The 18,586-nt window shown below is 38.4% G+C and carries 23 protein-coding genes; 22 read left to right on the forward strand and 1 reads right to left on the reverse strand.

All coding sequences use genetic code 11. The features are described 5' to 3' along the window. The first annotated feature begins 241 nt into the window (after positions 1–241). The 22 genes from rpsU (at position 242) to AB8E63_RS01705 (ending at position 16,876) form a co-directional block, all read left to right on the forward strand. The gene (gene rpsU / locus AB8E63_RS01600; RefSeq protein WP_000048054.1) at positions 242–418 is read left to right on the forward strand and encodes a 30S ribosomal protein S21; all 177 of its coding nucleotides are present in this window, start codon (positions 242–244) and stop codon (positions 416–418) included. Between the two features lie 64 nt (positions 419–482). After that, entirely contained in the window at positions 483–1,412 is a 930-nt protein-coding gene (locus tag AB8E63_RS01605; protein WP_368909637.1) for a hypothetical protein, read from the forward strand. 169 nt (positions 1,413–1,581) lie between these two features. Then, positions 1,582–2,517 (forward strand): HPr(Ser) kinase/phosphatase, encoded by a 936-nt coding sequence (gene hprK / locus AB8E63_RS01610; protein WP_368909638.1) that lies wholly within the window; start codon positions 1,582–1,584, stop codon positions 2,515–2,517. Next, a complete protein-coding gene (lgt, locus tag AB8E63_RS01615) occupies positions 2,510–3,298 on the forward strand; it encodes a prolipoprotein diacylglyceryl transferase (RefSeq protein ID WP_368909640.1) in 789 nt (262 codons plus the stop codon). The genes hprK and lgt overlap by 8 nt, the downstream gene beginning before the upstream one ends. A gap of 1 nt (position 3,299) precedes the next feature. Beyond that, complete coding sequence (locus AB8E63_RS01620) at positions 3,300–3,683, forward strand: DUF948 domain-containing protein (protein WP_024053556.1); 384 nt, start codon at positions 3,300–3,302, stop codon at positions 3,681–3,683. A 14-nt stretch (positions 3,684–3,697) separates the two neighbouring features. Then, complete coding sequence (locus AB8E63_RS01625; RefSeq protein WP_368909641.1) at positions 3,698–4,093, forward strand: YtxH domain-containing protein; 396 nt, start codon at positions 3,698–3,700, stop codon at positions 4,091–4,093. A gap of 85 nt (positions 4,094–4,178) precedes the next feature. After that, the gene (gene hemW, locus AB8E63_RS01630) at positions 4,179–5,309 is read left to right on the forward strand and encodes a radical SAM family heme chaperone HemW (protein ID WP_368909642.1); all 1,131 of its coding nucleotides are present in this window, start codon (positions 4,179–4,181) and stop codon (positions 5,307–5,309) included. 4 nt (positions 5,310–5,313) lie between these two features. Beyond that, entirely contained in the window at positions 5,314–6,051 is a 738-nt protein-coding gene (locus AB8E63_RS01635; protein WP_368909643.1) for an acyl-ACP thioesterase domain-containing protein, read from the forward strand. Between the two features lie 10 nt (positions 6,052–6,061). Continuing rightward, positions 6,062–6,835, forward strand: coding sequence for a TIGR01457 family HAD-type hydrolase (locus tag AB8E63_RS01640; RefSeq protein ID WP_368909644.1), 774 nt, complete (start codon positions 6,062–6,064; stop codon positions 6,833–6,835). Beyond that, complete coding sequence (locus AB8E63_RS01645; RefSeq protein WP_368909645.1) at positions 6,825–7,457, forward strand: TIGR01906 family membrane protein; 633 nt, start codon at positions 6,825–6,827, stop codon at positions 7,455–7,457. The genes AB8E63_RS01640 and AB8E63_RS01645 overlap by 11 nt, the downstream gene beginning before the upstream one ends. Before the next feature lie 138 nt (positions 7,458–7,595). Beyond that, a complete protein-coding gene (locus tag AB8E63_RS01650) occupies positions 7,596–7,997 on the forward strand; it encodes a Spx/MgsR family RNA polymerase-binding regulatory protein (protein WP_006148218.1) in 402 nt (133 codons plus the stop codon). After that, the gene (locus AB8E63_RS01655; protein WP_368909646.1) at positions 7,998–8,276 is read left to right on the forward strand and encodes a UPF0223 family protein; all 279 of its coding nucleotides are present in this window, start codon (positions 7,998–8,000) and stop codon (positions 8,274–8,276) included. It abuts the gene before it with no gap. Then, positions 8,266–9,033: an inositol monophosphatase family protein gene (locus tag AB8E63_RS01660; protein WP_368909647.1), complete on the forward strand. Its 768-nt coding sequence runs from the start codon at positions 8,266–8,268 to the stop codon at positions 9,031–9,033. The genes AB8E63_RS01655 and AB8E63_RS01660 overlap by 11 nt, the downstream gene beginning before the upstream one ends. Positions 9,034–9,039: 6 nt before the next feature. Next, positions 9,040–10,353 (forward strand): RsmF rRNA methyltransferase first C-terminal domain-containing protein, encoded by a 1,314-nt coding sequence (locus AB8E63_RS01665; protein ID WP_368909648.1) that lies wholly within the window; start codon positions 9,040–9,042, stop codon positions 10,351–10,353. Positions 10,354–10,463: 110 nt separating this feature from the next. Beyond that, entirely contained in the window at positions 10,464–11,342 is an 879-nt protein-coding gene (locus AB8E63_RS01670) for a phosphate ABC transporter substrate-binding protein PstS (protein ID WP_368909649.1), read from the forward strand. Next, positions 11,342–12,259: a phosphate ABC transporter permease subunit PstC gene (gene pstC, locus AB8E63_RS01675; protein ID WP_006148223.1), complete on the forward strand. Its 918-nt coding sequence runs from the start codon at positions 11,342–11,344 to the stop codon at positions 12,257–12,259. Before AB8E63_RS01670 ends, pstC begins: the two co-directional genes overlap by 1 nt. Next, positions 12,249–13,133, forward strand: a complete 885-nt coding sequence (gene pstA, locus AB8E63_RS01680; protein WP_006150807.1) for a phosphate ABC transporter permease PstA — start codon at positions 12,249–12,251, stop codon at positions 13,131–13,133. The genes pstC and pstA overlap by 11 nt, the downstream gene beginning before the upstream one ends. 10 nt (positions 13,134–13,143) lie before the next feature. Further along, positions 13,144–13,947 (forward strand): phosphate ABC transporter ATP-binding protein PstB, encoded by an 804-nt coding sequence (gene pstB, locus AB8E63_RS01685; protein ID WP_075228284.1) that lies wholly within the window; start codon positions 13,144–13,146, stop codon positions 13,945–13,947. 12 nt (positions 13,948–13,959) lie between these two features. After that, positions 13,960–14,718 (forward strand): phosphate ABC transporter ATP-binding protein PstB, encoded by a 759-nt coding sequence (gene pstB / locus AB8E63_RS01690; protein WP_016466007.1) that lies wholly within the window; start codon positions 13,960–13,962, stop codon positions 14,716–14,718. Positions 14,719–14,728: 10 nt separating this feature from the next. Beyond that, positions 14,729–15,382: a phosphate signaling complex protein PhoU gene (gene phoU / locus AB8E63_RS01695; RefSeq protein WP_178895157.1), complete on the forward strand. Its 654-nt coding sequence runs from the start codon at positions 14,729–14,731 to the stop codon at positions 15,380–15,382. 92 nt (positions 15,383–15,474) lie between these two features. Further along, positions 15,475–15,942, forward strand: coding sequence for an NUDIX hydrolase (locus tag AB8E63_RS01700; RefSeq protein ID WP_368909650.1), 468 nt, complete (start codon positions 15,475–15,477; stop codon positions 15,940–15,942). 118 nt (positions 15,943–16,060) lie between these two features. After that, positions 16,061–16,876, forward strand: a complete 816-nt coding sequence (locus AB8E63_RS01705) for an ABC transporter substrate-binding protein (RefSeq protein ID WP_368909651.1) — start codon at positions 16,061–16,063, stop codon at positions 16,874–16,876. Positions 16,877–16,994: 118 nt separating this feature from the next. Here the strand turns inward: AB8E63_RS01705 and AB8E63_RS01710 are convergent, their stop codons facing one another. Next, positions 16,995–18,323: a PLP-dependent aminotransferase family protein gene (locus AB8E63_RS01710; protein WP_368909652.1), complete on the reverse strand. Its 1,329-nt coding sequence runs from the start codon at positions 18,321–18,323 to the stop codon at positions 16,995–16,997. Between the last annotated feature and the right edge of the window lie 263 nt (positions 18,324–18,586).

Here is an 18,586-nt window from a genome sequence, read left to right on the forward strand (position 1 = left end):
TTTACTAAATAATAATTTTTAGAAAATCTACACTATCTTAAAGAGAGCCGAAAGGCTCTCTTTTCAATTTAATGAGTGTATATAAATCTTCCTACTTAATAAATTATTTTTTATAAAAAAGTGATAATAGCAAGTTTGAAATTAATAGTGAAAATTCATGGAATAAAGTATTTTAGTCTTGACAAATAGCTCTTATCCATGTAAAATAGAATAGATCTTGAACTTGAAGGGAGTGAAAAAAATGTCTAAAACAGTAGTACGTAAGAATGAATCTCTTGACGATGCACTTCGTCGTTTCAAACGTGCGGTTACTAAAGCTGGTACTCTTCAAGAAACACGCAAACGTGAATTCTATGAAAAACCTTCTGTAAAACGTAAACGTAAATCAGAAGCAGCTCGTAAACGTAAAAAATTCTAATTGAAATGAAAGGCTAGACTTGTCTAGTCTTTTTTTGCACACTGTTTAGAGATATGAGGAACTTATGAAAGAGTATATAAAAGAATATCAAAAGATGCGCGAAAAACGTTTTAAGGATTGGGGTTATTATTCAACTCCTATAAACTGGCAGGAATTTGAAGAGTCTAATCAGAGGGTTTTTCAAAAGTATTTGAAGGATTCGACAGTATTGTCTGATAATGTTTTAAGGACAAAGTTGTATAGTAGCTTATTGCTAGATGATATCAAGTATTTTGCATACTATACAGCTTTTCTAGACGGAGATTACAAACAATTAAATAATGCTCTGTGGCAAACAGGAAGAGAAGAATTGATTAGAGGAGGTTTGCTTGCAAGTGGAACAATCTATACAGATGGTATTTTGAGGGGCTTATTTACCTCTTTTGCATGTAACGATTTTTCAGTCATTTCATCTTATATACCAAAAGATTTGCCTTTACTGAAAGGAACCTATTATCCACAAAATGTCATCAATCTTTTGTACGCTCTTTATTATCAGGATGAAGACAGATTATCAGAGTCTCTTATATTGGCACAACAGTTTCTAGAGAAGAAAAAACTAACAGGTATGGAAGAATTTTCTGTTCGTTACTTTATAAACTTGGCAAGAAAAGACGTAGCTGGGATAAGCCAAAACTTACAAAACTTATGTCTAGCTTATCAGAGACGGGGTTATCCCTTGGAGAAGATAGATAAATGCTTCGCTGATGAAGTTCATGGTCTTTATCGCTTGGTGAAATATTTTGATGATTCCATGTTTGAAGAGGTTCGTATGCCGTCTCATAAGACTTTTCTGCAGGAATTTGAAAAATGGCAAGTTCAAAATCAGTTTCCACAAGGACAACAGTTCTATGTCTATCCACAAGATATGGCTGATGCAAACAGAATACTAACAAAAGAACTTCCAAGAATTCACATAGAAAAAATCAGGAAGGGATTTGGTAATAGATGTTGAACGATTTGCAGTTGAATTGTCTCAACTGATTTGAGAAAGCACGAGAAGACTCACATGCTAAATCATTTTTAAGGCAACTTTAAATAAATACTGTAAATCTTGCAAAAAAAGGAAACTTCCAGCGACAATCTGATATAATAGTAGGAGAACTCTATTGAAGGAGAAATATATGTCGGTTTTAGTCAAAGAAGTGATTGATAAGCTCAGACTAGATATTGTCTATGGTGAGCCAGAATTACTTGAAAAGGAAATTAATACTGCAGATATAACGCGACCTGGTCTCGAAATGACAGGCTATTTTGATTACTATACTCCAGAGCGTATTCAATTGTTGGGGATGAAGGAATGGTCCTATCTGATCAGCATGTCTTCTCACAACCGTTATACTGTTTTGAAAAAAATGTTCCAACCGGAAACACCGGCAGTTATTGTTGCGCGTGGTCTAGTTGTTCCTGAGGAAATGTTAAAGGCAGCTAGAGAATGTAAGATTGCAATTTTAACAAGTCGCACAGCTACAAGTCGTCTTTCAGGGGAACTGTCTAGTTATCTTGATTCTCGCTTAGCTGAGCGTGCCAGTGTGCATGGTGTACTGATGGATATCTATGGTATGGGTGTTCTCATTCAAGGTGATAGTGGTATCGGTAAAAGTGAGACTGGACTTGAACTCGTCAAACGTGGACATCGTCTAGTAGCAGATGACCGTGTAGATATCTATTCTAAGGATGAAATGACACTTTGGGGAGAACCTGCTGAAATTTTGAAACATTTGTTAGAAATTCGTGGAGTAGGTATCATTGACGTCATGAGCCTTTATGGAGCTAGTGCTGTTAAGGATTCTTCACAGGTTCAGTTGGCTGTCTATCTAGAAAATTACGATACAGATAAGGTCTTTGACCGTTTGGGGAACAATGCTGAAGAATTGGAAATTTCAGGCGTTTCTATTCCGCGTATTCGGATTCCGGTAAAAACAGGGCGCAATATTTCTGTCGTAATCGAAGCTGCTGCCATGAATTATCGTTCTAAGGAAATGGGCTTTGACGCGACACGTCTCTTTGAAGAAAGATTGACGAAATTAATTGAAAAGAACGAGGTGCGAAATGATTGATCCAGTTGCTTTTCAAATAGGTCCCTTTGCTGTTCGCTGGTATGCTATCTGCATTGTATCTGGATTAATGCTAGCAGTTCTTCTTGCAATGAGAGAAGCACCCAAAAAGAAAATTTTATCTGATGATATTATTGACTTTATCCTAGTAGCCTTTCCTCTGTCCATTATTGGTGCAAGACTCTACTATGTCATCTTTAAGTTTGACTATTATAGTCAACATATTGGAGAAATCTTTGCTATATGGAATGGTGGTCTTGCGATTTACGGCGGTCTAATTACTGGAGCGATTGTACTTTATATTTTCGCAGACCGTAAATTAATCAATACCTGGGATTTCTTGGATATTGCAGCTCCGAGTGTAATGATTGCTCAGAGTCTAGGACGTTGGGGGAACTTCTTTAACCAAGAAGCTTACGGAGCAGTTGTAGAAAACCTTGATTATTTACCTGGTTTTATTAAGAATCAGATGTATATTGATGGTTCTTATCGTCAACCAACCTTCTTATACGAATCTATCTGGAATCTGATTGGGTTTGCTTTAATTGTTATTTTTAGACGCCGATTAAATGGCATTCGTCGTGGTCATATCACAGCCTTTTACTTAATTTGGTATGGTTTTGGACGTATGATTATTGAGGGCATGCGTACAGATAGTCTCATGTTCTTTGGACTTCGAGTATCTCAGTGGTTGTCTGTTCTATTAATTGGACTTGGTATTTATATTATCGTTTATCAAAATCGGAAAAAAGCACCATTTTATAATGTAAAAAAGGAGAATTAAAATGTTAGAAGTTGCTTATATTATTGTGGCTATTGCCTTGATTGTATTTATTGTTTATTTGATTATTACCCTTCAAAAAGTTGGACGTGTAATTGATGAAACAGAAAATACCGTTAAAACGCTAACTTCAGATGTAAATGTTACTCTACATCACACAAACGAACTTCTTGCCAAGGTCAATGTTCTTGCTGATGATATCAATATCAAAGTTGCAACCATTGATCCACTCTTTACAGCAGTTGCAGACCTTTCTGTTTCTGTTTCTGATTTAAATGAGCAGGCTCGTGTCTTGAGTAAAAAAGCATCATCTGCAGGTTCAAAAACATTAAAGACTAGTGCAGGCTTATCTGCCGTTCGTATTGCAAGTAAATTTTTTAAAAAATAAAAAGGAGATAACTCATGGGTAAATTATCATCAATCCTTTTAGGAACTGTTTCAGGTGTGGCTGTTGCCTTGTTTCTAACAAGTGAAAAAGGAAAACGCGTTACTAGTCAGGCACAAGACTTTATTGAAGATCTGAGAGAAAATCCAGAATATGCTAAGGAACAAGCAATCGAAAAATTGACAGAAGTCAAAGAACAAACCAGAGATTTTGTTCTAAAGACAAAAGAACAAGTAGAATCAGGCGAAATTACCTTGGATTCAGTTCTTGAAAAATCTAAATCTTTAGCTCAACAAGCGACTGAAGCTTCAAAAGAGACCCTGAACAATCTTAAGGAACAATTGGAAGAAAAAGTAGTTGTTGAAGATCCAGAAGACGGTCAAGAAATCATCATCGAAATCGAAGAAGATTAAAATAGAAATCACCATTTTTGATTCCCTTAGAGTCGGAGACGGTGATTTTTTTCTTGAGTGAAGTCTTTGTGGTATAATAAATACTATGCAGAAGAAACCAACATCAGCTTACGTGCACATTCCATTTTGCACACAAATCTGTTATTATTGTGACTTTTCTAAGGTCTTTATTAAAAATCAACCAGTAGACAGCTATCTAGAACATCTACTGCAAGAATTTCGTTCTTATGACATTCAGAAGTTACGTACTCTCTATATTGGGGGAGGTACACCGACAGCCTTGTCTGCGCCACAGTTAGAGGTGCTTCTGGATGGATTGACTAAAAACTTAGATTTATCAGTCTTAGAAGAATTAACCATTGAGGCTAATCCTGGTGATTTGGATGAAGATAAGATTGCAGTTTTGAAAAATTCAGCGGTCAACCGTGTTTCTTTGGGTGTCCAAACCTTTGATGACAAAATGCTGAAAAAAATTGGTCGTAGTCATTTGGAGAAAGATATCTATGAAAATATTGATCGTCTCAAGTTAGCAGGGTTTGATAATATTTCCATTGACTTGATCTACGCTCTTCCTGGTCAGACTATGGACCAGGTCAAGGATAATGTTGCCAAGGCCATCGCTCTTGATATTCCTCATATGAGCCTTTATAGTTTGATTCTAGAAAACCATACGGTCTTTATGAATCGTATGCGTCGTGGGAAGTTACCACTTCCTAAAGAAGAAGTAGAAGCTGAAATGTTCGAATATATCATTGCTGAATTAGAGAGAGCTGGTTTTGAGCATTACGAGATTTCTAATTTTTCTAAACCAGGATTTGAAAGTCGTCACAATCTTATGTACTGGGATAATGCTGAGTATTATGGTATAGGTGCAGGTGCGTCTGGCTATGTAAATGGTGTTCGCTATAAAAACCATGGGCCTATCCGCCATTATCTAAAGGCAGTAGAAGAAGGCAATGCTCGCATCAATGAGGAATATCTGAGTCAAAGGGAACAGATGGAAGAAGAGATGTTCCTTGGACTTCGCAAGAAGACAGGAGTTTCAAAAGCAAGATTCGAAGAAAAATTTGGCACATCTTTTGAAAATTTATATGGTCAAGTTGTAAGAGATTTGTGTCATCAAGGTCTTTTACAAGTAGAAGGTCAACAAATACGAATGACAAAAAAAGGTCTCTTTTTAGGAGATACAGTAGCAGAACGATTTATATTGGAGTAGAATTATGGGCTTAACTTATCAAATGAAGATGAAAATTCCTTTTGATATGGCTGATATGAATGGCCATATCAAACTACCAGACGTTATCTTGTTGTCCCTGCAAGTATCAGGAATGCAATCCATTAATCTAGGAGTGAGTGACAAGGATGTTTTAGAACAGTATAATCTAGTCTGGATTATCACTGATTATGATATCGATGTGATTAGACTTCCTCGTTTTGCTGAGGAAATTACCATCGAAACGGAAGCCTTGACTTACAATCGTCTATTTTGCTACCGCCGCTTTACTATTTATGATGAAGATGGTCAAGAAATCATTCGCATGGTAGCTACCTTTGTTCTTATGGATCGTGATAGTCGGAAGGTTCATCCTGTTGAATCTGAAATAGTCGCACCTTATCAATCTGAGTTTTCTAAGAAACTCCTTCGCGGGCCAAAATACGCAGAGCTGGAAGAAGCGATTAGCAAGGACTATCATGTTCGTTTTTACGACTTAGATATGAATGGCCACGTCAATAACAGCAAATATCTGGACTGGGTTTTTGAAGTTATGGGGGCAGATTTCCTAACCAATCATATCCCTAAAAAAATCAACCTCAAGTATGTCAAGGAAGTTCGACCAGGTGGTATGATTACTTCTAGTTACGAATTGAATCAACTAGAAAGCAATCACCAAGTCACAAGTGATGGCGATATCAATGCTCAGGCAAAGATAGTTTGGCAAGAAATTAACACAGATTAGAAAGTAATATATGACTTATAAAGGCTATTTAATTGATTTAGACGGTACAATTTATAAAGGAAAAGATAGAATTCCAGCGGGAGAAGCTTTTGTACATGAGTTGCAGAAAAGGGAACTTCCTTATCTTTTTGTAACAAACAACACTACTCGTACACCTGAAAGTGTTCAAGAGATGTTGGCCAATCAGTTTAATATTGACACGCCTGTATCGACAATCTATACTGCAACCTTAGCGACTATTGATTACATGAATGATTTAGGTCTTGAAAAGACTGTTTATGTAATTGGAGAAGCAGGGCTCAAGGAAGCTATTCAAGCAGCTGGTTATGTTGAAGATAAAGAAAATCCAGCCTATGTGGTTGTAGGTTTGGACTGGCAAGTTGACTATGAAAAATTTGCTACTGCAACCCTAGCTATCCATAAAGGTGCTCATTTTATCGGCACCAATCCAGATTTAAATATTCCAACAGAACGTGGACTTTTACCTGGTGCTGGTTCACTGATTACTCTTCTTGAAGCAGCAACTCGTGTAAAACCAGTTTATATTGGAAAACCAAACGCGATTATTATGGATAAGGCTGTTGAACACCTAGGACTTGAACGCCAAGAAATTGTCATGGTAGGGGATAATTATCTTACTGATATTCGAGCTGGTATTGACAATGGCATTCCAAGTCTTTTGGTGACGACAGGATTTACAAAACCTGAAGAAGTAGCGGATTTACCAATCGCCCCAACCCATGTCCTCACAAGTCTAGCGGAGTGGAATTTCGATGAAAACTAAATTTACTTTTATAGGAAGTCTATTCTTTCTCCTCTCGCTTGCTATTTTATTGACCATCTACCTGGCTTGGTTGATTTACCCTCTGGAGATTTCTTGGTTAAATCTGACAAGTCGTGTTCATGTCCAACCTCAGACCATCCAACATAACTTTAATGTTTTGATGAATTATTTGATCAATCCATTGAGTCAAGTATTAGCAATGCCAGATTTTCCTTCGTCTGCCTCTGGAATTCACCACTTTGTGGTTGTAAAGGGACTCTTTCACCTAGCGCAAGGAGTAGCAATTGTAACTCTACCGATTTTCTACCTTTTTTGGAAGCAAGTCATTCAGAAAGGTTTTCTGTCTCTATATCGCAGAGGTCTCTTGATTATGCTGTCTTTACCTTTGGTTCTTGGTTTAGTTGGCGTCTTCATTGGGTTTGAACAATTCTTTACCTTGTTTCATCAGATTCTATTTGTAGGTGATGATACCTGGCTTTTTGATCCCGCTAAAGATCCGGTCATTCTTATTCTACCAGAGGATTTTTTCCTGCATGCCTTTCTCCTATTTTTCTGCTTGTATGAACTGCTTTTTGGCTTTATTTATCTACTAAGTTGGAAAAAATTACCAAAAATATCATAAATGCATAAAAATGTTTTAAAAATTGTACGAAAAACCTATTTTTCTTTAAAAAGTAGGTTTTTTTTACGGAAACAACTAGTCAAGCGCTTTATTTTTTTGTATAATAGAGTTAGAAAAGTATGCAAAGAAGAGAATAGCATGATTACACTATTTTTATCACCGAGTTGTACATCATGTCGTAAGGCAAAGGCCTGGCTTGATAATCATAAAGTGCCTTTCCAAGAGCACAACATTATGACCAGTCCTTTATCAAGAAAAGAATTACAACACATTCTTTCCTTGACCGAAAACGGTACCGATGACATCATTTCAACTCGTTCAAAAATTTTCCAAAAGTTAAATATCGATGTGGAAAGTATCTCGGTGACAGAGTTGCTTAATTTAATTGAGCAATATCCTAGTCTTTTGCGTCGTCCAATCATCATTGATGATAAACGTATGCAGATTGGCTTTAATGAAGATGAGATTCGTGCATTTCTTCCTCGTAGTTACCGTAAGCAAGAATTGAAAGAAGCTACATTAAGAGCTGGTATTAATTAGATGAATAAACAGTATAGTTACCCACTAGATTTGTCGTGGAGCACTGAAGAACTTGCTTCAGTGCTTTCTTTTTTTAATGATATTGAAGCTGCCTATGAGACACAGGTAGATGCTAAGAAACTATTAGAATCCTACAAGGTATTCAAGTCAGTTGTGCCTAGCAAGAGCGAAGAAAAACGTTTGGGACGTGAGTTTGAATCAGTTAGTGGATACTCTTTCTACCGTGCAGTCCAGTTGGCCAAAGAAAAAGGAGAAGGGAAGATTTCACTTGGAAAATAAATTTACATTTGCCAAAGAAATTGTCAGGGAAGCTGGGGAATACATTCTCCAGCATATGAAAGAAGATCTCCATGTTGAGAGAAAGTCTTCCCCTACAGATTTGGTAACTAAGTTAGATAAAGAAGTTCAAGACTTACTTATTAAAAAAATCCGTTCTCGCTATCCAGATGATCTATTTTGTGCAGAAGAAGGCTGCATGCGTGCAGCAGTAGGACAAGGTTCTGTATGGATTATTGATCCTATTGATGGAACCAACAACTTCGTGGCACAAGGTGAAGACTTTGCTGTTATGCTGGCCTATTTTGAGGAAGGTGTTGGTAAGTTTGGTATTATTTATGATGTCATGAAAGGTGATTGTTACCATGGTGGAGGAGACTTCCCCCCCTGTCGCAATGACGAACCTTTGCCACTCTTTAAAAAGAGACCCTTGAGAGAATTTTTGGTGTCTGGTAATTCTGGCATGCTAGCGACTAATGAATGGGGCTTAGCAGATTTGGGAAACGCTGCACTTGGTACACGAGTTTATGGCAGTGCCGCTATTAGTTTTGCCAAGGTGCTTTCAGGTCGACTTTTAACTTATATCACTTATTTACAACCTTGGGATTATGCGGCTGCAAGTATCCTAGGTGAGAGTTTGGGTTATAAGGTTTTTACGATTGCTGGTGAAGAAGTCGATTTTCAAACACGACAGGCCGTTATGATGGTGCCAGTCGAGATGAAAGATGAGATTCAATCCTATATCTATGAAAGGAAATAAACCTACATGCAATTTCCAGAAGGATTTATAAAAAAATATGAAGAAATACTTGGAGATGAGGCAAGAGCTTTTCTTGCCTCTTTTGATGATGATGCAGTTTCCGCCTTTCGTATCAATCCCCTAAAAGAAAGCCAAGTTTCTTTTCCAGATGCTATTCCCAATACACCCTGGGGCTACTATGGGAAGGTTTCAGGGAAATCACCAGAACATGTAACTGGCTTGGTCTATTCACAAGAACCTGCCGCACAAATGGTCGCTCAAGTAGCCCAGCCAAAGCCAGGTATGAAGGTCTTAGACTTGGCAGCGGCTCCCGGTGGGAAATCCACTCAACTGGCCTCCTACCTTGCAGGAGACGGTCTTCTTGTTTCAAATGAGATTTCAAGCAAACGGTCAAAGATTTTAGTTGAAAATATGGAACGCTTTGGTGCGACTAATGTCGTTGTGACCAATGAATCAGCAGACCGTTTAGCCAAGGTTTTTAAAGGCTATTTTGACCTGATCGTTTTAGATGCACCTTGCTCAGGAGAAGGGATGTTTCGTAAACAACCAGACGCTATTGATTATTGGAGTGTCGATTATCCTAGTCAGTGCGCTAGTTTACAACGTGAGATTTTAGCAGATGCTGTTACCATGCTGGCTGATGGTGGTCGACTAGTCTATTCAACCTGTACCTGGGCGCCAGAAGAAAACGAAGAAATCGTCCAATGGTTACTGGATAGCTATCATTTTGAATTGATTCCAATCCAACACATCAATGGAATGGTACATGGGATTGATTTACCTGAAACAGCTCGGATGTACCCTCATCACTTTAAGGGAGAAGGTCAGTTCGTGGCCCATCTTCAGTTTAAAGGTCAAAACAAGGCTGGGAAGTTCAAACCTTCTAAATCCAACCTATCTCGTGAACAGATTTCCTTATGGCAGGATTTTGAGAAAAAACACCTTAAAGAAAAACTGACCGGTGTCCTACAAGTTTTTGGAGACCAGCTTTATCTCTTGCCAGAAGTCCTACCCGATATAGGAAAACTCAAGATAGCTCGAAACGGACTCCATCTTGGAACCTTTAAGAAAAAGCGTTTTGAACCAAGCTTTGCACTTGGATTAGCTTTAAAACCAAGCCAAGTCAAACAATCAATTGAAATTCATCAAGAAGACTTCGTTAAATACGTGGCCGGTGAGACAGTTCAATTGTCTGAAACTCTACCAAATGGTTGGTACCAAGTTTTGGTTGGTGGGAATGGTCTGGGCTTTGCTAAAGTGACAGGAAATACTCTAAAGAATTATTTCCCCAAGGGCTTGAGGTTTAAGGTAAAAAACTAGTCAAAATCAGTATTCTATGTTATAGTGGAAGTATGGATTTTTCGTGAAAAACATTAGAAAATAAGGGCGAAAATCCGGGTTATTCATCATTATTTTCAAGGAGACAAATAGTGAAAAAATTTAAAAAACTCACCATCTCTCTTGCAACTCTTTTACTTGCTGGTTCGCTAGCAGGGTGTGCAAGTTGGATTGACCGTGGAGAGTCTATGACGGCTGTCGGTTCAACTGCCCTTCAACCTTTAGTCGAGGCAGCTGCTGATGAGTTTGCGTCAGCTCACATCGGTAAAACAGTCAATGTTCAAGGTGGTGGATCTGGTACAGGTCTATCTCAAGTTCAGTCAGGTGCAGTAGATGTTGGGAACTCTGATGTATTTGCTGAGGAAAAAGACGGGATTGATGCCTCTGCCTTGGTAGACCATAAGGTAGCCGTTGCTGGAATCGCTGTTATTATTAATAAAGAGGTGGATGTCGATAATCTAACGACAGACCAGCTTCGACAAATCTTTACAGGAGAAATTACCAACTGGAAAGAAGTTGGTGGGAAAGATCTAGCTATTTCTATTATCAACCGTGCTGCGAGCTCAGGTTCTCGTGCTACCTTTGACAGCGTGATTATGAATGGTCAGTCAGCGGTGCAAAGTCAGGAACAAGATTCGAATGGTATGGTTAAATCAATCGTTTCCCAAACACCTGGTGCTATCTCATACCTAGCATTTGCATATGTTGATGATTCAGTTGGGACTCTCAAACTTAATGGCTATGAACCAACTTCAGAGAATGTAACCACAAATAATTGGCCTTTGTGGTCTTATGAACACATGTATACACTTGGTGAACCAAATGAATTGGTTGCCGAATTCTTGAACTTTGTTCTTTCAGACGAAGTTCAGAACGGAATCGTTAAGGGAATGGGCTATATTTCTGTCAAGGAAATGAAGGTTGAAAAAGATGCTGCAGGTACTGTGACAGCGATAGAAGGGAGTCAATAATGAATCAAGAAGAATTATCTAAAAAATTGCTCTCTCCTTCAAAAAACTCTCGTCTTGAGAAATTAGGAAAAGGGCTAACCTTTGCCTGCCTATCTTTGATTGTTATCATTGTGGCTATGATTTTAATCTTTGTAGCCCAAAAAGGTTTGTCGACCTTCTTTGTCAATGGTGTGAATATCTTTGATTTTCTTTTTGGTGCAACATGGAATCCATCAGGTAAGCAATTTGGTGCTCTTCCAATGATTTTAGGTTCCTTTATTGTTACCATCCTATCAGCTTTGATTGCTACACCATTTGCCATTGGGGCAGCAGTCTTTATGACAGAAGTATCACCAAAAGGAGCTAAGATTTTACAACCAGCTATCGAGCTCCTAGTTGGGATTCCTTCAGTAGTTTATGGATTTATCGGTTTGCAGGTCGTGGTACCTTTTGTACGTACTGTCTTTGGTGGTACTGGTTTTGGGATTTTATCAGGGATTTTCGTTCTCTTTGTCATGATTTTACCAACTGTTACCTTTATGACAACGGATAGTCTGCGTGCTGTTCCTCGACACTACCGTGAAGCTAGTTTAGCGATGGGAGCAACTCGTTGGCAAACCATTTGGCGTGTGACCTTGAAGGCTGCTCGTTCAGGTATTTTTACGGCAGTGGTTTTCGGGATGGCGCGTGCTTTTGGTGAAGCCCTTGCGATTCAGATGGTTGTCGGTAACTCAGCCGTTGTTCCAACTTCATTGACGACACCAGCAGCGACTTTAACATCTGTATTGACCATGGGAATTGGTAATACCGTTATGGGAACTGTTGATAATAATGTTCTTTGGTCACTAGCCTTAGTATTGCTCTTGATGAGTTTGGCCTTTAACAGTGTGATTAAATTGATTACGAAAGAAAGAGGAAAGAAAAACTATGCACGCTAAGAAATTAGATAAACTTGCAACTGCTGTCCTCTATACCATCGCAGGAATCATCGTGACCATTCTAGCTTCTTTGATTCTTTATATCTTGGTTCGAGGCTTACCTCATGTTTCTTGGTCTTTCTTGACAGGGAAATCATCTTCTTATCAAGCAGGTGGTGGTATTGGAATTCAGCTTTATAATTCCTTCTTCCTTTTGGTCATCACCTTATTTATTTCTGTACCATTATCTATGGGGGCTGGAATTTACTTGGCTGAGTATGCCAAAAAAGGTCGTGTTACCAACTTCGTACGTACCTGTATTGAAATCTTGTCATCTCTACCATCAGTTGTAGTCGGTCTCTTTGGTTACCTCATCTTTGTAGTTCAGTTTGAGTATGGATTTTCAATTATTTCTGGGGCCTTGGCTTTGACCGTCTTTAACCTTCCACAGATGACACGTAATGTTGAAGACAGTTTGAAACACGTTCACCATACACAACGTGAAGCTGGTTTAGCACTTGGACTTTCTCGTTGGGAAACAGTCCTTCATGTCGTCATTCCTGAAGCTCTACCTGGAATCGTTACAGGTGTAGTACTTGCATCAGGTCGTATCTTTGGTGAGGCTGCAGCTCTTATCTACACAGCAGGACAATCAGCACCAGCACTTGACTGGTCTAACTGGAACGTTCTAAGTGTATCTAGTCCAATCTCTATCTTCCGTCAAGCAGAAACCTTGGCTGTTCATATCTGGAAAGTCAACAGTGAAGGAACTATTCCTGATGGAACTCTTGTTTCAGCAGGTTCTGCTGCGGTGCTTCTAATCTTTATCTTGATCTTTAACTTTGGAGCTCGCAAACTCGGAAGCTATCTACACAAGAAATTAACTGCAGCCTAAAGGAGAAGCCATGTCGAAATATAATTGGGATGAAAGGCATATCATTACTTTTCCAGAAGAAAAAGTGGCCCTCTCTACGAAGGATTTACATGTTTACTACGGTAAAAATGAATCCATAAAGGGCGTGGATATGCAATTCGAAAAAAATAAAATCACGGCCTTGATTGGTCCATCAGGATCAGGGAAATCAACCTACCTACGTAGTCTCAACCGTATGAATGATACTATTGATATTGCCAAGGTTACAGGACAGATTCTCTATCGAGGTATTGACGTTAACCGTCCTGAAATTAATGTTTATGAAATGCGTAAACATATCGGAATGGTGTTCCAACGTCCAAATCCATTTGCTAAATCAATCTATCGCAACATCACCTTTGCACATGAACGTGCAGGAGTTAAGGACAAGAAAGTTCTTGATGAAATTGTAGAAACCTCTCTTCGCCAGGCTGCCCTTTGGGATCAGGTTAAAGACGACCTTCATAAGTCAGCCTTGACGCTTTCAGGTGGTCAGCAACAACGCCTCTGTATCGCGCGTGCTATTTCTGTAAAACCAGACATTCTCTTGATGGATGAGCCGGCGTCAGCCTTGGATCCGATTGCGACAGCTCAGCTCGAGGAAACTATGCTGGAGTTGAAGAAGGACTTTACCATCATTATCGTGACCCACAGTATGCAACAAGCTGCGCGTGCAAGCGACTACACTGGATTTTTCTACTTGGGTGATTTGATTGAGTATGATAAAACTGCTAATATTTTCCAAAATGCTAAGCTACAGTCAACTAACGACTATGTAACTGGACACTTTGGTTAGAAAGGAAACAGTATGACAGAACCGATTTTGCAGGTTTCAGACCTGTCTGTTTATTACAATAAAAAGAAGGCTTTGAATAGTGTTTCCTTATCATTCCAACCTAAGGAAATTACCGCCCTTATCGGTCCCTCTGGATCTGGGAAATCAACACTTCTAAAGGCTATCAATCGTATGGGAGATTTAAATCCTGAAGTGACCACTACTGGTTCAGTGGTTTATAATGGTCACAATATTTATAGCCCTCGTACTGATACCGTTGAGTTACGTAAGGAAATCGGAATGGTTTTCCAACAACCCAATCCATTCCCAATGTCTATCTACGAAAATGTTGTTTATGGACTAAGAATTAATGGAGAGAAAGACAAGCAAGTCTTGGACGAAGCTGTGGAGAAAGCTTTACAGCGTGCTTCAATCTGGGATGAGGTCAAGGATCGCTTGCATGACTCTGCTATAGGTCTTTCAGGTGGTCAACAGCAACGTGTCTGTGTAGCTCGTGTATTGGCGACTAGTCCAAAGATTATCCTCTTGGATGAGCCGACCTCAGCCTTAGACCCTATCTCGGCTGGAAAAATCGAAGAAACCCTTTATAGTCTCAAGGACAAGTACACCATGCTTTTGGTTACTCGTTCCATGCAGCAAGCATCTCGAATCTCTGACAAAACAGGCTTTTTCCTTAATGGAGATTTGATTGAATTTAACGATACCAAGGAAATGTTCCTCTACCCACAACATAAGGAAACAGAAGATTACATTTCAGGTAAATTTGGATAAGGAGAAAAAGATGTTACGATCTCAATTTGAAGAAGATTTAGAGAAATTGCATAACCAATTCTACGCCATGGGACAAGAAGTTCTTTCCCAAATCAATCGTACTGTACGTGCTTTTGTGACACATGACCGTGACTTGGCAAAAGAAGTCATCGAAGAAGACGCAGAAGTCAATGAATACGAAGTGAAACTTGAAAAGAAATCATTTGAAATCATTGCCCTTCAACAGCCTGTTTCACAAGACTTGCGTACAGTTCTGACAGTCCTAAAAGCTGTATCAGACTTAGAACGTATGGGGGACCACGCAGTATCCATTGCTGAAGCTACCATTCGTATGAAGGGGGAACAACGTATCCCAGCTGTCGAAGAAGAAATCAAAAACATGGGACGCGATGTTAAAGATTTTGTGGAAACAACCCTCGAACTTTACCTTAACGGATCAGTTGATAAGGCCTATGAAGTTGCAACCATGGATGAAAAAATCAACCATTATTTCGAAAATATTCGTGATTTGGCAACTGAAGAAATTAGAAAGAATCCAGATGCTATTGTCACAGGTCGTGATTACTTCCAAGTGATTTCATACTTGGAGCGCATCGGTGACTATGCAAAGAATATCTGTGAATGGGTTGTTTACTTTGAAACAGGTAAGATTGTTGAATTGTAAAATATTTAGAAGATAATAATTATTGTGAAAGCTTACTTTTTAATATAGTAAGCTTTCATTGTATCGATAGTTTTCTTTGTCAGGGATGAATAATGAACTATATACAGAGTATAAGAAAAAAAGTTGGAAAAGAAAAAATTATTTTAAATTTTACTTGTGGAATTTTAAGTCAATCAGGAAAAATATTATTACAAAAACGAGCTGATAAAGGAACTTGGGGCTTACCAGGTGGGGCTATTGAATTAGGTGAATCGGCTGTAGAAGCGTTAGTTCGAGAGTTTTATGAAGAAACTGGACTTAAAGTGGCAGTGAAAAGACTATTAAATGTTTATACAAAATATTCAGATAGTTATCCAAATGGTGATGAGGCACAAGTTATTACAATGTTGTATTTAGTTACATCTGAAACTTCAATCTCTACAAATGTTTTTACGAGTGACGAAACCTTAGAATTAGGGTTGTTTGATCACAGGGATATGCAAAATATCACAATTGTAAACCAGCAACATCAAGATATGATTAATGATTTTTTTGAAAATTGTTTCCCAATAGATAGATAAACCAATCATTAAATTTGTATTTTTTATAAATATATTTTATGGAAAACGCAAGAAAATGTTGACAATTATTTTCAAATAAGTTATAATTATACAAAATTGACAGAAAGGTTGTTTATTTATGAAATTTAAAAAATGGATATTTGTCTTATGTAGTTTTCTTGCAAGTTTCTTTTTAGTAGCTTGCCAATCATCTAGCTCAAGTTCACAGTCTGCAGTAGAGGCAATCAAACAAAAAGGGAAATTGGTGGTTGCAACTAGCCCAGACTATGCACCATTTGAGTTTCAAGCTCTTGTAGATGGTAAGAACCAAGTCGTAGGTGCTGATATTGATATGGCCCAAGCAATCGCTGATGAACTTGGAGTGAAATTGGAAGTTTCAAGCATGAGTTTTGATAATGTCTTGACTAGTCTTCAAACAGGAAAAGCAGATTTGGCCATTGCGGGAATCAGTGCAACTGAAGAAAGAAAAGAAGTCTTTGATTTCTCAATTCCTTACTATGAAAACAAAATTAGCTTCCTAATCAGAAAAACTGATCTTGAAAAATACAAGGATTTGGATTCTCTAGCAAGTGCAAATATTGCAGCTCAAAAAGGAACTGTCCCTGAATCTATGGTTAAAGAGCAACTTCCTAAAGCGCAGTTGACATCTTTGACTAACATGGGTGAGGCAGTCAATGAACTTCAATCAGGTAAGGTTGATGCTGTTCATATGGATGAGCCAGTAGCTCTAAGCTATGCTGGTAAAAACACTGATTTGGCAGTCGCTACAGTAAGCTTGACTATGAAAGAAGGCGAAGCAAATGCTGTTGCTATCAAAAAAGGCAATTCTGATTTGAAAGAAGTAGTTGATAAGGTTATTCAAAAACTGAAAGATGACGGTACTTATCAAACTTATCTTGAAAAAGCTGCCAAGCTAACAGAAGTAGAGCAATAAAAAATAACAGAGGCTGGGACAAAAGTCCTAGCCTCTCAATTGTCATTGGATTATCAAGCAAGACGCAGTGGTTGAGTGGGCTCTACTACGCTGATTTTATCAGCTTTTACAGCCTTACTCAACTGTGCGGAGGTGGGACGACGAAATCGAATTCTAACGAATTACCGATTTCTGTCCCACTCTCTGTTTTTAAGTAATTTAATGTTGTTTCAAGATTTTCTAAAGGAACCTTAGCAAATTGATAAGGGCAAGTCTCAATGTAGGACGATTCGAAAAAGTCTAGATTTAAAGAGCTATGTTTGAGGCTTGCAATCTTAGGATAGTTCCTGAGATCAAGCAAAAGTCCATCATGGAGAGGATAGTTTGGTAGGGAAAGGGGATAAGATTTTAATAGCTTATGAATGAAGTCTTGACTTTTCTCTTGCAGTGCCAATCTTGCTACTCTATTTTTTTCAAAAAGCTGACTGTCGATGTAGAGTGATAAAGCCTTTTGCATAATGAGGTTGTTATCATAGTCCAGAATGTTTTTATAAGAGACAAAAGCATCTTTCATAACATTTGGAAGTATGAGAGCAGTGATTCGAAGTGCAGGGAAAATACTTGTAGAAAAAGACTTGATGTAGATGACCAAATCATTTTGGTCTAAATAATGAAAGGTTTGTCCCATTTTAGGATCTAGATCTCCCAGATAATCATCTTCAACGATATAAATTTGATATTTGGCTGCTAAATCAAGGATAGCACGTTTCTCCTCTTCAGAATATGAATGCCCCAGAGGATAGTGGAATCGAGGAATGGTGTAGAAAAATTTAATGTTACCACTTTGAAAATGTTTCTCAAGTTCTTTCAGGTCAATGCCATCCACGCGACGTTCAATGGTTCGATAGGGGATATTTTGAGCCAGCAGAAGTTGGTTCATTCGGTGATAGGTTGGTTGTTCGACCAGTATTTCTTGGCCCTTACCTGGAAAGTCAATTTGAGAAAGAATAAACAGTGCTTGCTGGGTTCCAGTTGTCATGACTAATTGATCGGGTTTACTATAGATAGCTTGGTCAAACAGTAGTTTATGAACAGACTTTCGTAATTCTTCTAAACCCTCTTGGTGTTCATAGTAGTTGTAGAGATAATTTTCTCGACCGATCAAGCTTTCATTGACACAAAGACGAAAATCATCATAGGCAGCAGCATGTTCGTCATTGACCGAGATAACGAGGTCTTCGTGGCTAGCTTGTTGTTCTAAAACATAATAGCCACTTTGAGGTTTGGAGTAAATGTATTTCTCGTATCGGAGTTCCAAAAGTGCACGCTGCACAGTATCTTTACTACAGTGGAAGTCTTGACTGAGTTTTCGGATAGAAGGTAGACGACTTCCTGTTTGAAGTTTTCCTGATTCAATCTCTTTTTTTAGATAGTGAACAACTTGTTCATACTTACTTTCTTGCTTCATTCCAGACCTCTCTTGATTTTGTTACATTGTACCCTTTTTTTAGTTGTTTGGCAATGTTATACTCTTCGAAAATCTCTTCAAACCGCGTCAACGTCGCCTTGCCGTATATATGTTACTGACTTCGTCAGTTCTATCCACAACCTCAAAACAGTGTTTTGAGCTGACTACGTCAGTTCTATCCACAATCTCAAAACAGTGTTTTGAGCAACCTGCGGCTAGTTTCCTAGTTTGCTCTTTGATTTTCATTGAGTATTAAAAGGCAG

Origin of the sequence: Streptococcus sp. oral taxon 061, from assembly GCF_964211575.1 — a bacterium.
Taxonomy (GTDB): Bacteria; Bacillota; Bacilli; order Lactobacillales; family Streptococcaceae; genus Streptococcus.

Coding starts and splice junctions, on each gene's coding strand:
- AB8E63_RS01645 (WP_368909645.1), top strand. CDS start 6,825: ATGAAAACTAAATTTACTTTTATAGGAAGTCTATTCTTTCTCCTCTCG.
- lgt (WP_368909640.1), top strand. CDS start 2,510: ATGATTGATCCAGTTGCTTTTCAAATAGGTCCCTTTGCTGTTCGCTGG.
- AB8E63_RS01705 (WP_368909651.1), top strand. CDS start 16,061: ATGAAATTTAAAAAATGGATATTTGTCTTATGTAGTTTTCTTGCAAGT.
- phoU (WP_178895157.1), top strand. CDS start 14,729: ATGTTACGATCTCAATTTGAAGAAGATTTAGAGAAATTGCATAACCAA.
- AB8E63_RS01700 (WP_368909650.1), top strand. CDS start 15,475: ATGAACTATATACAGAGTATAAGAAAAAAAGTTGGAAAAGAAAAAATT.
- AB8E63_RS01605 (WP_368909637.1), top strand. CDS start 483: ATGAAAGAGTATATAAAAGAATATCAAAAGATGCGCGAAAAACGTTTT.
- rpsU (WP_000048054.1), top strand. CDS start 242: ATGTCTAAAACAGTAGTACGTAAGAATGAATCTCTTGACGATGCACTT.
- AB8E63_RS01665 (WP_368909648.1), top strand. CDS start 9,040: ATGCAATTTCCAGAAGGATTTATAAAAAAATATGAAGAAATACTTGGA.
- AB8E63_RS01635 (WP_368909643.1), top strand. CDS start 5,314: ATGGGCTTAACTTATCAAATGAAGATGAAAATTCCTTTTGATATGGCT.
- pstB (WP_075228284.1), top strand. CDS start 13,144: ATGTCGAAATATAATTGGGATGAAAGGCATATCATTACTTTTCCAGAA.
- hprK (WP_368909638.1), top strand. CDS start 1,582: ATGTCGGTTTTAGTCAAAGAAGTGATTGATAAGCTCAGACTAGATATT.
- AB8E63_RS01620 (WP_024053556.1), top strand. CDS start 3,300: ATGTTAGAAGTTGCTTATATTATTGTGGCTATTGCCTTGATTGTATTT.
- pstC (WP_006148223.1), top strand. CDS start 11,342: ATGAATCAAGAAGAATTATCTAAAAAATTGCTCTCTCCTTCAAAAAAC.
- hemW (WP_368909642.1), top strand. CDS start 4,179: ATGCAGAAGAAACCAACATCAGCTTACGTGCACATTCCATTTTGCACA.
- AB8E63_RS01625 (WP_368909641.1), top strand. CDS start 3,698: ATGGGTAAATTATCATCAATCCTTTTAGGAACTGTTTCAGGTGTGGCT.
- AB8E63_RS01710 (WP_368909652.1), bottom strand. CDS start 18,323: ATGAAGCAAGAAAGTAAGTATGAACAAGTTGTTCACTATCTAAAAAAA.
- AB8E63_RS01650 (WP_006148218.1), top strand. CDS start 7,596: ATGATTACACTATTTTTATCACCGAGTTGTACATCATGTCGTAAGGCA.
- pstA (WP_006150807.1), top strand. CDS start 12,249: ATGCACGCTAAGAAATTAGATAAACTTGCAACTGCTGTCCTCTATACC.
- AB8E63_RS01640 (WP_368909644.1), top strand. CDS start 6,062: ATGACTTATAAAGGCTATTTAATTGATTTAGACGGTACAATTTATAAA.
- pstB (WP_016466007.1), top strand. CDS start 13,960: ATGACAGAACCGATTTTGCAGGTTTCAGACCTGTCTGTTTATTACAAT.
- AB8E63_RS01655 (WP_368909646.1), top strand. CDS start 7,998: ATGAATAAACAGTATAGTTACCCACTAGATTTGTCGTGGAGCACTGAA.